Source organism: Pseudomonas sp. NPDC089758, from assembly GCF_044748705.1.
GTDB lineage: Bacteria > Pseudomonadota > Gammaproteobacteria > Pseudomonadales > Pseudomonadaceae > Aquipseudomonas > Aquipseudomonas putida_X.
The window spans coordinates 1-15,789 of sequence record NZ_JBIVGN010000021.1 but is presented as its reverse complement, the minus strand read 5'-3'; the positions used below and the strand labels follow the sequence as shown (position 1 = coordinate 15,789).

12 protein-coding genes are annotated in these 15,789 nt (G+C 60.7%); 1 reads left to right on the top strand and 11 read right to left on the bottom strand.

All coding sequences use genetic code 11. The annotated features are described in order from the left end of the window. Nucleotides 1-23: 23 nt before the first annotated feature. From ACIPZH_RS22890 to sdhC, 11 genes are all read right to left on the bottom strand, one after another. Nucleotides 24-773 (bottom strand): DUF599 domain-containing protein, encoded by a 750-nt coding sequence (locus ACIPZH_RS22890; RefSeq protein ID WP_241807045.1) that lies wholly within the window; start codon nt 771-773, stop codon nt 24-26. 177 nt (nt 774-950) lie between these two features. Beyond that, a complete protein-coding gene (brnQ, locus tag ACIPZH_RS22885; protein WP_267817429.1) occupies nt 951-2,264 on the bottom strand; it encodes a branched-chain amino acid transport system II carrier protein in 1,314 nt (437 codons plus the stop codon). Nucleotides 2,265-2,655: 391 nt separating this feature from the next. Further along, a complete protein-coding gene (gene sucD / locus ACIPZH_RS22880; protein ID WP_016393102.1) occupies nt 2,656-3,540 on the bottom strand; it encodes a succinate--CoA ligase subunit alpha in 885 nt (294 codons plus the stop codon). Then, nucleotides 3,540-4,706 carry an ADP-forming succinate--CoA ligase subunit beta gene (gene sucC / locus ACIPZH_RS22875; RefSeq protein WP_011534748.1) on the bottom strand — a complete coding sequence of 389 codons (1,167 nt, stop codon included), beginning with the start codon at nt 4,704-4,706 and terminating at the stop codon, nt 3,540-3,542. Before sucC ends, sucD begins: the two co-directional genes overlap by 1 nt. 172 nt (nt 4,707-4,878) lie before the next feature. Continuing rightward, nucleotides 4,879-6,315: a dihydrolipoyl dehydrogenase gene (lpdA, locus tag ACIPZH_RS22870; protein ID WP_241807047.1), complete on the bottom strand. Its 1,437-nt coding sequence runs from the start codon at nt 6,313-6,315 to the stop codon at nt 4,879-4,881. A gap of 96 nt (nt 6,316-6,411) precedes the next feature. Continuing rightward, nucleotides 6,412-7,635 carry a 2-oxoglutarate dehydrogenase complex dihydrolipoyllysine-residue succinyltransferase gene (odhB, locus tag ACIPZH_RS22865; protein ID WP_400637953.1) on the bottom strand — a complete coding sequence of 408 codons (1,224 nt, stop codon included), beginning with the start codon at nt 7,633-7,635 and terminating at the stop codon, nt 6,412-6,414. 42 nt (nt 7,636-7,677) lie between these two features. Beyond that, the gene (locus tag ACIPZH_RS22860; RefSeq protein ID WP_241807049.1) at nt 7,678-10,509 is read right to left on the bottom strand and encodes a 2-oxoglutarate dehydrogenase E1 component; all 2,832 of its coding nucleotides are present in this window, start codon (nt 10,507-10,509) and stop codon (nt 7,678-7,680) included. Between the two features lie 246 nt (nt 10,510-10,755). Then, entirely contained in the window at nt 10,756-11,460 is a 705-nt protein-coding gene (locus ACIPZH_RS22855) for a succinate dehydrogenase iron-sulfur subunit (protein WP_012315348.1), read from the bottom strand. An 11-nt stretch (nt 11,461-11,471) separates the two neighbouring features. Continuing rightward, nucleotides 11,472-13,244, bottom strand: a complete 1,773-nt coding sequence (gene sdhA, locus ACIPZH_RS22850) for a succinate dehydrogenase flavoprotein subunit (RefSeq protein ID WP_241807050.1) — start codon at nt 13,242-13,244, stop codon at nt 11,472-11,474. Nucleotides 13,245-13,247: 3 nt separating this feature from the next. Continuing rightward, the gene (sdhD, locus tag ACIPZH_RS22845; RefSeq protein WP_003254214.1) at nt 13,248-13,616 is read right to left on the bottom strand and encodes a succinate dehydrogenase, hydrophobic membrane anchor protein; all 369 of its coding nucleotides are present in this window, start codon (nt 13,614-13,616) and stop codon (nt 13,248-13,250) included. Further along, nucleotides 13,610-13,996, bottom strand: a complete 387-nt coding sequence (sdhC, locus tag ACIPZH_RS22840; RefSeq protein WP_012315350.1) for a succinate dehydrogenase, cytochrome b556 subunit — start codon at nt 13,994-13,996, stop codon at nt 13,610-13,612. The genes sdhD and sdhC overlap by 7 nt, the downstream gene beginning before the upstream one ends. Nucleotides 13,997-14,348: 352 nt before the next feature. Here sdhC and gltA point away from each other — a divergent pair, with 352 nt between their 5' ends. Further along, on the top strand, nt 14,349-15,638 hold the full coding sequence (gene gltA, locus ACIPZH_RS22835; protein ID WP_241807051.1) for a citrate synthase: 1,290 nt from the start codon (nt 14,349-14,351) through the stop codon (nt 15,636-15,638). Nucleotides 15,639-15,789: the final 151 nt, after the last annotated feature.

Here is a 15,789-nt window from a genome sequence, read left to right as displayed (position 1 = left end):
CTGTCATGTAGGGATTAAACGTTTCAGGCGTTTGTGTTGACGCCTTCTTTGCTGGTCTCGGTAGGCGCACTTTCCGTCGGTGTGAAAACCATCACTTCCAGCACATCGGAGTGGAACTCCCGGCGATAAAGGATCACTACCACCCCAACACTGACGACCATGAACAACCCGGGGCTGATGAACCAAGTGAGCATGGCCATGCCGAAGTAATAAGCGCGCAAGCCAAAGTTGAACTGGTTGGCCGCCAGCGACAACACCCTCGCCGCCCGCGAAGCGAAAGCCTTGCGCTCAAGCTCACTGACCAGCCGCTCGCCTATCATGGGCGCAGACCCCACCAGCACTGCGGCAAAGTTGTATTGGCGCATGCACCAGCTGAACGTGAAAAACGCATAGACGAACACCATCGCCAGGCAAAGCAGCTTGATTTCCGACATGCCTTGCGAGGCCTGTTGTACGAGTGGCAGGTCGGCCAGCAGCGACAGGGCGCGGTCAGTAGCCCCAAGAACGGTCAGGATACCGGCCAGAATGATCAGGGTGCTGGAGGCGAAGAACGACGCGTTGCGCTCCAGATTGCCGATGACACTGGCATCGGCGATGCGGTTGTCGCGCAGCAGCATGCGGCGCATCCAGTCTTCCCGATACAAATGCAGGACACTGGCCAGGCAGGCGGTGTCGCGGCCCTTCCAGATGGCATAGCGGGTATAGCCGCCCCAGCAAAGCGCGAACCAGCACAGGGCCAACACGTTGTGAAGATTGCTTTGGATGAAATTCATGCAGTTTTCCTGAAGGCCAGGGCACAAGGATAGGCACCGCTGTTCGACGCCTGCGAGCACGCAAAGCCACATCCGCACAATAAAAAACCCCGCATCCTCAGGGATGCGGGGTTCGGTGTACAGCCAGCGCGGGCACCCTACGGCTTGTGGCCGGTGCCAACGGCAGGCGTCAACCTGTCAGGCCAGCGCTTCACGCGGCTTGCCAAGCATGCGGTCGCACGCCACGGCAGCAACCAGTGTCACCACCGACGGCACGAGCCAGGCCAGGCCCTGATCGCTCAGCGGCAGGTGCGCCATGAAGTCCGGCAACACGTGGGCAATGCTGCTGCCCTTGATCGCGTCAACCATGCCGAACAACAGCGACACCAGCATGACTGGCGCGAGGATGCGCGTAGGCGAATTCCACAGGTCATTGACGAAGCTCAGCCCCACCACCACGATGCACGGCGGGTAGATGGCGGTCAGCACCGGGATCGAGAACATGATCAGCTTGGTCAGGCCCAGGTTGGAGATCAGCAGCGAGAAGCCCGCCAGGATCACCACCAGCGCACGGTACGACAGCGGCAGGATCTGGCTGAAGTACTCGGCGCATGCGCAGGTCAGGCCTACCGCAGTCACCAGGCAGGCCAGCGCGATCAGCACCGCCAGGAAGCCGCTGCCCAGCGAACCGAAGGTGTGCTGTACGTAGGCGTGCAATACCGCTGCACCGTTGGTGGCGCCAGCCGCGATGTCATGGCTGCTGGCCCCCAGACGGAACAGGCTGATGTACACCAGCGCCAGGCCTACACCGGCAATCAGGCCAGCGATGATGGCATAGCGGGTGATCAGCTTCGGCGATTCGACGCCCCGCGAACGGATGGCATTGACGATCACGATGCCGAAGACCAGCGCACCCAAGGTGTCCATGGTCAGGTAGCCATCGGAGAAGCCTTTGGAGAAGGCCGCGGCGGCATAGGCGGGCTGCGCTTCACCAATGGTGCCAGCCGGCAGCGCGAACGCAGCGATGCCAAGGACCGCCAGGGCGATGATCTTCAGTGGCGCGAGGAAACGGCCCACGGTATCGAGCAACTTGCCCGGGTACATGGACACCGCCAGTACCACGATGAAGTACACCAGGCTGTAGATGAACAACGCCAGCGGGCTTTCGCCGGTGAGCGGTGCAACCCCCACTTCGAACGACACGGTCGCCGTGCGCGGGGTGGCGAACAGCGGGCCGACCGACAGGTAGCACACCGCCGCCAACAAGCCACCGAAGAACTTGCCGATCGGGCTGCTGAGTGCATCCATGCCCCCACCGACCTTGGCCAGTGCGACCACGGTGATGACCGGCAGGCCCACCGCCGTTACCAGAAAGCCCAGGGCGGCCATCCAGACATGCGGCCCGGACTGCAGGCCAACGATGGGCGGGAAAATGATATTGCCAGCGCCCACAAAAAGGGCAAACGTCATAAAGCCAAGCGCCAGGATATCCTGGCCTTTTAAAACTTTCATTTAGGGTAGTACCACACTGCTGAAATCGGGATTCGAGAAGGGATTTCCCCATGGGTGAGGGAAATGCTGCCCGGCTTGATGGGCCAGACCCGTTTAGCGTGTCGTTCCCTTTTGGGGTACGGGCACAGAGTGAACGCGTAGATTAACCGTTTTACCCGGCAAACGCACTGGAACAGTGCTGCCTGTCCGATGTGCGTACATGTTTGTCGTCTGGTTGACCGTGTTCAACGACAATTTATTGCTGATTCGAGCGAATGTCTGGTTGAAAAACCTGATGAGCTCTGTCGAATTTTCCGAACCTTTGGGTGGCGTTAACCGACCACAAAACGACAAAGGCCACCCGAAGGTGGCCTTTGTGCGCGTGGGGGGTACTACGTAAAGCGGGTGCTACTTACTTCTTGGCTTCCCAGCCAGTCAGCTCGGCCAGGGCCTTGCCGATGTCAGCCAGGGAACGCACGGTCTTCACACCAGCGTCCTGCAGGGCGGCGAACTTCTCGTCCGCAGTACCCTTGCCGCCGGAAATGATGGCGCCAGCGTGGCCCATACGCTTGCCCGCAGGTGCAGTAACACCAGCGATGTAGGAAACGACAGGCTTGGTGACATTGGCCTTGATGTAAGCCGCGGCCTCTTCTTCAGCCGAACCGCCGATCTCACCGATCATGACGATCGCTTCGGTCTTCGGGTCTTCCTGGAACAGCTTCAGGATGTCGATGAAGTTCGAGCCTGGGATCGGGTCGCCGCCGATACCCACGCAGGTCGACTGGCCGAAACCGGCGTCGGTGGTCTGCTTGACCGCTTCGTAGGTCAGGGTGCCGGAACGCGACACGATACCGACCTTGCCTGGCAGGTGGATGTGGCCTGGCATGATGCCGATCTTGCACTCGCCCGGGGTGATGACACCTGGGCAGTTAGGGCCGATCAGGGTAACGCCCAGCTCGTCGCACTTGACCTTGGCATCGAGCATGTCCAGGGTAGGAATGCCTTCGGTGATGCAGACGATCAGCTTGATACCGCCGAAAGCTGCTTCCAGGATCGAGTCCTTGCAGAACGGAGCCGGAACGTAGATCACCGAAGCGTCAGCGCCGGTAGCTTCCACGGCTTCCTTGACGGTGTTGAACACCGGCAGGCCCAGGTGGGTGGTGCCACCCTTGCCCGGGGTAACGCCGCCGACCATCTTGGTGCCATAGGCGATGGCTTGTTCGGAGTGGAAAGTACCCTGCGAGCCGGTGAAGCCCTGGCAGATGACTTTGGTGTCTTTATTGATCAGGACGCTCATTACTTGCCCTCCGCAGCTTTGACAACTTGTTGAGCAGCGTCGGTCAGGCTGGTTGCCGCAATGATGTTCAAACCGCTTTCTGCCAGTACTTTTGCGCCCAGTTCGGCGTTGTTGCCTTCAAGGCGAACGACGACCGGAACCTTAACGCCAACTTCTTTCACTGCACCGATGATGCCTTCGGCAATCATGTCGCAGCGAACGATGCCGCCGAAGATGTTGACCAGAACGGCCGCGACATTGCTGTCGGACAGAATGATCTTGAACGCTTCGGTAACGCGCTCTTTGGTAGCACCGCCACCAACGTCGAGGAAGTTGGCTGGCTTGCCGCCGTGCAGGTTGACGATGTCCATGGTACCCATGGCCAGGCCGGCACCGTTGACCATGCAGCCGATGTTGCCTTCCAGGGCAACGTAGTTCAGTTCGAACTTGGCAGCGTGGGCTTCACGGGCGTCGTCCTGCGACGGGTCGTGGAAGGTCTTCAGCTTAGGCTGACGGTACATGGCGTTGGCGTCGATGTTGATCTTGGCATCGAGGCAGTGCAGGTCGCCATCGGCTTTGATCACCAGCGGGTTCACTTCCAGCAGGGCCAGATCGTGATCCTTGAACAGCTTGGCCAGGCCAACGAAGATCTTGGCGAACTGTTGAACCTGCTTGCCTTCCAGGCCCAGCTGGAATGCCAGTTCACGCCCTTGGAACGGCTGAGCGCCGACCAGCGGGTCGATGGTAGCCTTGAGGATCTTCTCAGGCGTTTCGTGAGCGACTTTCTCGATGTCCACACCACCTTCGGTGGAGGCCATGAACACGATACGGCGGCTCGAACGATCCACTACAGCGCCCAGGTACAGCTCTTTGGCGATGTCAGTGCAGGATTCGACCAGAATCTTGGAGACGGGTTGACCGTTGGCATCGGTCTGGTAGGTAACCAGATTCTTGCCCAACCACTGTGCAGCGAACGCCTTGGCGTCTTCCTTGCTGCGAACCAGCTTGACGCCGCCCGCCTTACCGCGACCACCAGCGTGGACCTGGGCTTTGACAACCCACTCGGAACCGCCGATCTTGTCGCAGGCTTCTGCAGCTTGCTCAGGGGTATCGACCGCGAAACCCTTGGAAACTGGCAGGCCGTACTCAGCGAACAGCTGCTTACCCTGATACTCGTGAAGATTCATGCTTTTTACCGTCTTCGTTAGGTACTGCGCTTCGGCGCTGCGCCATTACTGGCGCCGCACCACCTGTGACCGTTGACCCCGGGTTTTCCCGTGTGATCCGGTCCGGCGGACGTTCCGCGGTGAGTCATGCACGCAAGACTCACGACGGGCAGCCCGCCGTGGTTTCTTATAATTAACGCTTCTTACGGTTGGCCACGTGAATGGCGCCGCCATTCACTGCCAGCGCTGCTTCATGCAACGCTTCGGACAGGGTTGGATGGCTGAAGACCATCATGCCCAGATCCTCGGCACTGGTGCCGAATTCCATTGCGATTGCGCCCTGCTGAACCAGTTCGGCAGCCGACGGGCCAATCACGTGTACACCCAGAACGCGGTCGGTCTTGGCATCAGCGATGACCTTGACGAAACCACCGGTGTCGTTGGCCGCCATCGCACGGCCGCTGGCCGCGAACGGGAAGGTGCCTACGTTAACCTCAACACCCTCGGCCTTCAAGGCTTGTTCGGTCTTGCCGACCCACGCGATTTCCGGGTGGGTGTAGATAACCGAAGGGATCAGGTCGTAGTTCATCTGGGCCTTGTGGCCCTTGATGCGCTCGACGACCATGATGCCCTCTTCCGAGGCCTTGTGCGCCAGCATCATGCCGCGCACCACGTCGCCGATGGCGTAGACGCCCGGCACGCTGGTCGCGCAGTGATCGTCAACGAAGATGTAGCCACGCTCGTCGATGTTGACACCGCTGTCGGAGGCCAGCAGGTCGGTGGTCACCGGGCGACGGCCAACCGCGACGATCAGCTTGTCGAAGGTGATCTTCTGCTCGCCATCGGCATTGGTGTAGGTCACTTCGACTTCGTCGCCATTGACTTTCGAGCCGGTGACGCGAGCGCCCAGCTTGATGTCCAGGCCTTGCTTGGTCAGGGTCTTCTGGGCTTCTTTCGACACTGCGGTGTCGGCAGCCATCAGGAAGGTGTCCAGGGCTTCCAGGACGGTGACTTCAGCACCCAGGCGAGCCCATACCGAACCCAGTTCCAGGCCGATCACGCCAGCACCGATCACGCCCAGGCGCTTGGGAACCGACTGGAATTCCAAGGCGCCGGTGGAGTCGACGATGACGTTCTGGTCGACCGGAGCCGGCGGAATGTCGATCGGACGCGAGCCGGAGGCCAGGATCACGTTTTCGGCTTCGATGATTTCGGTGGTGCCGTCAGCCTTGGTGACTTCGACTTTCTTGCCAGCCAGCAGTTTGCCGTGGCCCTGGATCGAAGTGACGCCGTTGGCCTTGAACAGGGTGGCAACGCCACCGGTCAGGTTCTTGACGATGCCAGCCTTGCGGCCAACCATCGCGGCGACGTCCATCTTCACTTCGCCGGTGGAGATACCGTGGACGTTGAAGCTCTCTTTGGCTTCCTTGTACTTCCAGGAGCTGTCGAGCAGCGCCTTGGAGGGGATGCAGCCTACGTTCAGGCAAGTGCCGCCCAGGGCCAGCTTGCCCTCGGCGTCGGTGTACTTCTCGATACAGGCAGTCTTCAGACCAAGTTGGGCAGCCTTGATGGCAGCCACATAGCCGCCAGGACCTGCACCAATCACCACTACATCGAATTTCTGGGTCATAAAAGATTCCTTTTTAGCTTCAAGCGGCAAGCTGCAAGCCGCAAGACCAGCAGGCTTCGGCTTGAAGCGTGCGGCTTGCAGCTTACAGCTGCGCGATTAGATGTCCAGCAGCAGGCGGGACGGATCTTCCAGCAGGTTCTTGATGGTGACCAGGAAGGTTACCGCTTCCTTGCCGTCGATCAGGCGGTGATCGTACGACAGCGCCAGGTACATCATCGGGCGGATAACCACTTGGCCGTTGATGGCCATCGGGCGCTGGATGATGTTGTGCATGCCGAGAATGGCGGCCTGCGGTGGGTTGACGATCGGGGTCGACATCATCGAGCCGAAAGTACCACCGTTGGTGATGGTGAAGGTGCCGCCGGTCATTTCTTCGATCGACAGTTTGCCGTCACGGGCTTTCTTGCCGAAGGTGGCGATGCCGTTCTCGATTTCAGCCAGGCTCATCGATTCGGCGTTGCGCAGTACCGGTACTACCAGGCCACGGTCGCTGGAGACGGCAACGCCGACGTCGGCGAAGCCGTGGTAGACGATGTCGTTGCCGTCGATCGAGGCATTGACCGCCGGGAAACGCTTCAGCGCTTCGGTGGCAGCCTTGACGAAGAACGACATGAAGCCCAGGCGCACGCCGTTATGGGTCTTCTCGAACAGGTCCTTGTACTTCGAACGCAGGGCCATGACTTCGGTCATGTCGACTTCGTTGAAGGTGGTCAGCATCGCCATGTTGGACTGGGCTTCGACCAGACGCTCGGCGATCTTGGCACGCAGGCGGGTCATCGGCACACGCTTCTCGGTGCGATCGCCAGCAGCGGTCACTACCGGGGCGGCAGCGGCAGGCTTGGCAGCAGGAGCAGCGGCAGGCGCGGACTTCTTGTTGGCAACTGCGGCAACCACGTCTTCCTTGGTGATGCGGCCACCCTTGCCGGTACCGGCAACGGTCGCCAGGTCGATGCCGTTCTCTTCAGCCAGCTTGCGCGCGGCTGGAGCGGCGACCGGGTCATCTTCGCCGGCGTCGGCGGCAGGGGTAGCGGCAGCCGGAGCAGCAGCGGCCGGAGCGGCTGCAGGTGCGGCGGCGGCAGCACCACCTTCCACGATCGAACCCAGCACTTCGTCGGACAGGACGGTATCGCCCTCGCCCTTGACGATGTCGCCCATCACGCCATCGGCGGTAGCCAGGACTTCCAGGACGACCTTGTCAGTCTCGATGTCGACGATCAGCTCGTCACGCTTGACGGCTTCGCCCGGCTTCTTGTGCCAGGTGGCAACGGTGCCATCGGCAACCGATTCCGGGAAGGTTGGGGCTTTGATCTCGATAGCCATTAGCAGTGTTTCCTTAAATTCGGTTTCAAGTGCGCGAAGGCGTTAGACAGTGAAGGCGTCTTGCAGCAGTTTTTCCTGCTGTTCGGCGTGCTTCGAAGCGTAACCACAAGCTGGCGCGGCGGAAGCGTCGCGGCCTGCGTATTCCAGGACCAGCGCCTTGTTGTGGCGGCCCAGGATACGGCGCATGTGGTGCTGGCTGCTGTACCAGGCGCCCTGGTTCATCGGCTCTTCCTGACACCAGACGGCATGCTTGAGGTTGGTGTACGGCGCCAGGATGTCGACCAGGTCGTCTTCCGGGAACGGGTACAGCTGCTCGATACGCACGATCGCGATGTCTTCGCGGCCTTCGGCACGGCGTTTTTCCAGCAGGTCGTAGTAGACCTTGCCACCACACAGCACCAGGCGTTCGACCTTGGCAGGATCCAGGGTGTCGATTTCCGGGATCACGGTCTGGAACGAACCTTCTGCAAGGTCCTCCAGGGTCGACACGGCCAGCTTGTGGCGCAGCAGCGACTTGGGCGTCAGCACGATCAGCGGCTTGCGCAGCGGACGGATGACCTGACGACGCAGCAGGTGGTAGATCTGTGCCGGAGTCGTCGGTACGCAGACCTGAATGTTGTGCTCGGCGCACAGCTGCAGGTAACGCTCCAGGCGCGCGGAGGAGTGCTCCGGGCCCTGCCCTTCATAGCCGTGCGGCAGCAGCATGGTCAGACCGCACAGGCGGCCCCACTTGTGCTCACCGCTGGTGATGAACTGGTCGATCACCACCTGCGCACCGTTGGCGAAGTCGCCGAACTGGGCTTCCCAGATCACCAGCGCATTCGGCGTGGTGGTCGAGTAGCCGTATTCGAAGGCCAGTACCGCTTCTTCCGACAGGAAGGAGTCGTACAGGTCGAAGCGCGGCTGGCCCGGGAACAGGTTCTGCAGCGGCACGTAAGTGCTGGCGTCCTTCTGGTTGTGCAACACCGCGTGGCGGTGCGAGAAGGTGCCACGGCCGATGTCCTGGCCGGTCATGCGGATCGGGTGACCTTCGAACTGCAGGGTGGCGTACGCCATGGTCTCTGCATAACCCCAGTTGATCGGCAAGCCACCGGCCTGCATCTTCTGACGGTCTTCGTAGATCTTCGACACCTGACGCTGGACGACGAAGCCTTCCGGCAGCTCGAGCAGCTTGGCCGACAGGTCCTGCAGGGTCTTGAGGTCGAAACGGGTGTCGTGACGCGCAGTCCAGGCGTGGCCCAGATACGGACGCCAGTCGACGAACAGCTCGCGGTTCGGCTCCTTGACCAGGCTCTTGACCACGTGCAGGCCGTTGTCCAGGGCATTGCGGTACTCGTCGATCTTGGCCTGGGCGCGCTCGGCATCGATGCGACCGGCCTGGATCAGCGCCTCGGCGTACAGCTCACGGGTGGTGCGCTGCTTGCTGATCTGCTGATACATCAGCGGCTGGGTACCGTTGGGCTCGTCGGCCTCGTTGTGGCCGCGACGGCGGTAGCAGACCAGGTCGATGACCACATCACGCTTGAACTGCATGCGGTAATCGATGGCCAGCTGGGTGACGAACACCACCGCTTCCGGGTCATCGCCGTTCACGTGCAGGATCGGCGCCTGGATCATCTTGGCAACGTCGGTGGCGTACTCGGTGGAGCGCGCGTCCAGCGGGTTGCTGATGGTGAAACCAACCTGGTTGTTGATCACGATGTGCACAGTACCGCCGGTCTTGAAACCGCGGGTCTGCGACATCTGGAAGGTTTCCATGACCACGCCCTGGCCTGCGAATGCAGCGTCACCGTGGATCGAGATCGGCAGCACCTTGTCGCCGGCGGTGTCGTTGCGGCGGTCCTGACGGGCGCGCACCGAACCTTCGACCACCGGAGAGACGATTTCCAGGTGGGACGGGTTGAACGCCATGGCCAGGTGAACTTCGCCACCAGTGGTCATCACGTTCGAGGAGAAGCCCTGGTGATACTTCACGTCACCGGAGCCCAGCTCGTTCATCTTCTTGCCTTCGAACTCGTCGAACAGCTCGCGCGGGTTCTTGCCGAAGGTGTTGACCAGCACGTTCAGACGACCACGGTGGGCCATGCCGATCACGACTTCCTTGGTGCCGTAGGAGCCGGAACGCTGGATCATTTCGTCCAGCATCGGGATCAGGCTTTCGCCACCCTCAAGGCCGAAGCGCTTGGTGCCCGGGTACTTGGTGCCCAGGTACTTTTCGAGGCCTTCACCGGCCGTCACGCGCTCGAGCAGGTGAGCCTGCACGTCGGCGGAGAAGTCCGGGCGGCCGCGCACGCTTTCCAGGCGCTGCTGGAACCAGCTGCGCTGCTCGGAATCGACGATATGGGTGAACTCGGCGCCAATGGTGCGACAATATGTCTTCTGGAGCGCCTCGATGATCTCGCGTAGGCTCGCCTCCTCTTTGCCGATGTACAGGTCGCCGGCACGGAAGGTCGTATCAAGATCGGCATTGGTCAAGCCGTAGTGATTGATCGACAGGTCTACGGGCGCAGGGCGCTGCCACAACCCCAAGGGGTCGAGCTTGGCAGCCTGATGGCCGCGCATACGATAGGCCTGGATCAGTCGCAGAACTTCAACCTGCTTCTTCTCGTGTTCACTGCTCACGCTCCCGGCAGATACCGGTTGGGCGCGGCGCTGGTTCTTTGCCAGCAGTACGAAATGGTCGCGGATTGTCGAGTGCGATACATCAGTAGCGGTGCTGCCGTCGGCGGGCAACTTCTGGAAGTAAGTGCGCCACTCTTCTGGCACAGCGTTAGGGTCGTGCAGGTAGAGCTCGTAGAGCTCTTCCACATATGCAGCGTTACCACCTGAAAGGTGGGCGCTTTCCCACATGCGCTGCATCACGCTTTCTTGCATGCTTGGTCACCCTCGGTTAGGGGACTGATCGGCGAGAGCCACAGCAAACCTGGAAAAGTCCGAACACAGCGACTGAACCACGCCACTTGGATCCTGCTGATTTTCCGGGTACCAGCCCGGAAAGCCCCTGCTGGTCTCATATCTTCATAGGTATCGAGCGCGGGCTTTGTGGGCCCTTGCTCAGGTTTTACCTCAGTGCGGGCTCACCACCCGCACCTCGGCTTACTGCAGTTACAACGCTTTGAATCAGGTGCCGCTTTGCAGCAGCATGTTACGTACGTGGCCGATTGCCTTGGTCGGGTTCAGACCCTTCGGGCAAACGTTGACGCAGTTCATGATCCCGCGGCAGCGGAAGACGCTGAACGGGTCATCCAGGGACGCCAGGCGCTCCTGGGTCTTGGTGTCACGGCTGTCGGCCAGGAAGCGATAGGCCTGCAGCAAGGCAGCGGGGCCCAGGAACTTGTCCGGGTTCCACCAGAAGGACGGGCAGGAAGTCGAGCAGCAAGCGCACAGGATGCACTCGTACAGCCCGTCCAGCTTGTCGCGATCTTCCGGCGACTGCAGACGCTCGATGGCCGGGGCCGGCGTGTCGTTCTGCAGGAACGGTTTCACCTTCTCGTACTGCTTGTAGAAGATGCTCATATCGACGACCAGGTCACGAATGACCGGAAGGCCAGGCAACGGGCGCAGAACCAGCTTGTTACCCTTGACCACGCCGGACAGCGGCGTGATGCAGGCCAGGCCGTTCTTGCCGTTCATGTTCATGCCATCGGAACCGCAAACGCCTTCACGGCAGGAGCGACGGTACGAGAAGCCCTCGTCCTTCTCCTTGATCAGCGCCAGCACGTCCAGCACCATCAGGTCCTTACCGCCGGTATCGACGTCGAACGACTCCATCTTGGGTGCCGAGTCGGTATCCGGGTTGTAGCGATAAACTTCGACTTTCAACATAGCAGTCACCCTCAATAAGTCCGGACTTTTGGTTCGAAGGCTGGAACAGTCTTCGGCGCAAAGTTGACGCCACGCTTGGCCACGCGCTTCTCACCCGGGTAGTACAGGGTGTGGCACAGCCAGTTTTCGTCGTCACGGTCTTCGAAGTCTTCACGGGCGTGAGCGCCGCGGGACTCTTTACGGGCTTCGGCCGCGATGGCGGTAGCTTCGGCGACTTCCAGCAGGTTCTGCAGCTCCAGCGCTTCGATACGCGCGGTGTTGAAGGCCTGGGACTTGTCGTTGATCTTGACGTTGGCGATACGCTCACGCAGGCCGGCCAGCTGCTCGATACCCTTGAGCATGTATTCACCGGTACGGAACACACCGAAGTAGTTCTGCATGCAGCTCTGCAGCTCGCGCTTGAGGCTGGCAACGTCTTCGCCAGTGGAGCGCTCGTTGAGCTTGTTCAGGCGGTTCAACGCAACATCGATATCGGTGTCGCTGGCGTCGAGGTGCTCGATGCCGTCGCTCAGCGCCTTCTCCAGGTGCAGGCCGGCAGCACGGCCGAACACCACCAGGTCGAGCAGCGAGTTGCCGCCCAGGCGGTTGGCACCGTGGACCGATACGCACGCCACTTCACCTACGGCGAACAGGCCAGGAATGATGTGATCCTTGCCTTCTTCGTCCATGGTGATGGCCTGGCCATGAATGTTGGTGGCAACGCCACCCATCATGTAATGGCAGGTTGGAACGACCGGCACCGGCGCGACGACAGGGTCGACGTGAGCGAAGGTCTTGGACAGTTCGCAGATACCTGGCAGGCGGCTGTGCAGCACTTCCTCGCCCAGGTGATCCAGCTTCAGCAGAACGTGGTCCTTGTTCGGGCCCACGCCGTTGCCGGCGATGATCTCTTTGACCATGGAACGGGCAACCACGTCACGGCCGGCCAGGTCTTTCGCGTTCGGCGCGTAACGCTCCATGAAGCGCTCGCCGTGGGCGTTGATCAGGTAGCCACCCTCACCGCGGCAACCCTCGGTGACCAGTACACCGGCGCCGGCGATGCCGGTCGGGTGGAACTGCCACATTTCGATGTCCTGCACCGGCACACCGGCACGCAGGGCCATGCCGATACCGTCACCGGTATTGATCAGGGCGTTGGTGGTGGAGGCGTATATACGGCCCGCACCGCCAGTGGCCAGAACGGTGGCCTTGGACTTGATGTACATGGTTTCGCCGGTTTCGATGCAGATCGCGATCACACCGACGAAGGCGCCTTCCTGGTTTTTCACCAGATCAACGGCGTAGTACTCGTTGAGGAAGGTGGTACCGGCTTTCAGGTTGCCCTGGTACAGGGTGTGCAGCAGCGCGTGACCGGTACGGTCGGAGGCTGCGCAAGTACGAGCAGCCTGGCCGCCCTTGCCGAAGTCCTTGGACTGGCCACCGAACGGACGCTGGTAGATACGGCCGGTTTCGGTACGCGAGAACGGCAGGCCCATGTGGTCCAGCTCGAAGACCGCAGCCGGGCCTTCCTGACACATGTATTCGATAGCGTCCTGGTCACCGATGTAGTCGGAACCCTTGACGGTATCGTACATGTGCCAGCGCCAATCGTCGTTCGGGTCGGCCGAAGCGATGGCGCAGGTGATGCCGCCCTGGGCGGATACAGTGTGCGAACGGGTCGGGAAGACCTTGGTGACCACGGCAGTCTTGTGACCGCCCTGGGCCAGCTGCAGCGCTGCGCGCATGCCGGCGCCGCCGCCACCGATGATGATGGCGTCGAAGGAAATGGTTGGAATGCTAGCCATGGATCAGATACCCCAGAGAATCTGCACACCCCAGACGAAGTAAGCGAACATCGCAACGCCGCATACCGCCTGGAACAGGAAACGAATCGCAGTTGCCGACTTGCCGAACGACATTGGCGTCAGGTAGTCGGTTGCAATGGTCCACATGCCGACCCAGGCGTGAGCGCCCAGGGCAACGAGGGCCAGCAGACTGAAGATCCGCATCGCGTTGTTGGAGAACAGACCATGCCACTGGGTGTAGTCGATGCCTGGGTGGGCGACCACGTAGCCGATCAGGAAGAGAAAGTAAGCCGCGAGAACGACCGCCGAGACGCGCTGCGCCATCCAGTCATAGAGGCCCGAACGCGACAGGTTCGTGACATTGGTTACCATACCCAAACTCCCACCAGAACGATCAGCACCACGGAGATGACGATCACGATTTTCGAGCCCAGCTTGCCGCCTTCCAGCGTCTCACCGATGCCCATGTCCATGATCAGGTGACGCACACCTGCCACGAGGTGATAAAGCAGGGCGGATAGCAGGCCCCAGGTCACGAACTTGGCCAGCGGGCTGGTCAGACACGCCTTCACCTCACCGAAGCCTTCCTCGGAACCCAGCGATTTGCCCAGTGCATAAAGCATGATGGCAAGGCCGAGGAACAGGATGACGCCGGAGATACGGTGCAGAATGGACGTGTACGCTGTGACGGGGAGCTTGATGGTCCTTAGGTCTAGGTTTACAGGTCGTTGGCTTTTCACGGCTTTTTTCACACTGAAGAGCCCCTAGCGAATCAGGGCAAAGTTGTTGGTAAGTGTACTGGTCAGGTACCCACCACCCAGGGAACGGCGACCCCCAGCAGTTCGGGCTTGCAAGCCCCTGGCGGTCGGGTGCCGAGTATAGACAGTTAGGCTGCTTATGACAACGTGACGGGGTAGCCCAAATAGCGCATTGCCTTTAGCGAGCAAAAGGCGTAAATGGGCGAGAATTTCGCGAAAAATCAGGCCCCAGAGCGGGTTTCAACCAGCCTTTAGGCAAATTGACATTCGAATTTACTTCTCTATAGTGGTGCGGGCCCTGCGTGGGGGGTCTGTCTGATGATTTCAAGCATTAATAGGAGGCCACATGGCTGACAAAAAAGCGCAGTTGGTCATCGAGGGCGCTGCCCCCGTCGAGCTGCCCATTTTAACCGGCACCGTTGGTCCTGATGTAATCGACGTCCGCGGGTTGGGGGCCACTGGTCACTTCACCTTCGACCCTGGTTTCATGGCGACCGCTTCGTGCGAGTCGAAGATCACCTATATCGACGGCGACAAGGGCGTGCTGCTGCACCGCGGCTACCCCATCGAACAGCTCGCCGAGCAATCGGACTACCTGGAAACCTGCTACCTGCTGCTCAACGGCGAACTGCCCAATGCCGAGCAGAAGGCCCAGTTCGTCAGCACCGTCAAGAACCACACCATGGTTCATGAGCAGCTGAAGTCCTTCTTCAACGGTTTCCGCCGCGACGCCCACCCGATGGCCGTGATGTGCGGCGTGGTCGGCGCCCTGTCGGCGTTCTACCACGACTCCCTGGACATCAATAACCCGCAACACCGCGAAATTTCCGCGGTGCGCCTGGTCGCCAAGATGCCGACCCTGGCCGCGATGGTTTACAAGTACTCCATGGGCCAGCCGATGATGTACCCGCGCAACGACCTGTCGTACGCGGAAAACTTCCTGCACATGATGTTCAACACCCCGTGCGAGATCAAACCGATCAGCCCGGTGCTGGCCAAGGCCATGGACAAGATCTTCATCCTCCATGCCGATCACGAGCAGAACGCCTCCACCTCCACCGTCCGCCTGGCTGGCTCTTCGGGTGCCAACCCGTTCGCCTGTATCGCCGCCGGTATCGCTGCACTGTGGGGCCCTGCCCACGGCGGTGCGAACGAAGCCGTGCTGACCATGCTCGATGAAATTGGCGATGTCTCGAACATCGACAAGTACATCGCCAAGGCCAAGGACAAGAACGACCCGTTCAAGCTGATGGGCTTCGGTCACCGCGTTTACAAGAACCGCGACCCGCGCGCCACCGTGATGAAGAAAACCTGCGACGAAGTCCTGGGCGAACTCGGCATCAAGAACGACCCGCAGCTGGAATTGGCGATGCGCCTGGAAGAGATCGCCCTGACCGATCCGTACTTCATCGAGCGCTCGCTGTACCCGAACGTGGACTTCTACTCGGGCATCATCCTGAAGGCGATCGGCATTCCAACCAGCATGTTCACCGTGATCTTCGCCCTGGCACGTACCGTGGGCTGGATCTCGCACTGGAAAGAAATGCTCTCCAGCCCGTACAAGATTGGCCGCCCGCGCCAGCTGTACACCGGCGAGCAGCAGCGTGACATCGTTGAGCTGAAAGACCGCAAGTAAGCCAAGGTTTTGGGGCCGCCTTGCGGCCCATCGCCGGCAAGCCGGCTCCCACAGGGATGGACTGCCCCCAAGAAGTTGGACACCAATCCAACCCTTGGGGGATCTATGGGTAAGTACACCGAGCAATTCAAGCTCACAGCGATTACAGCCT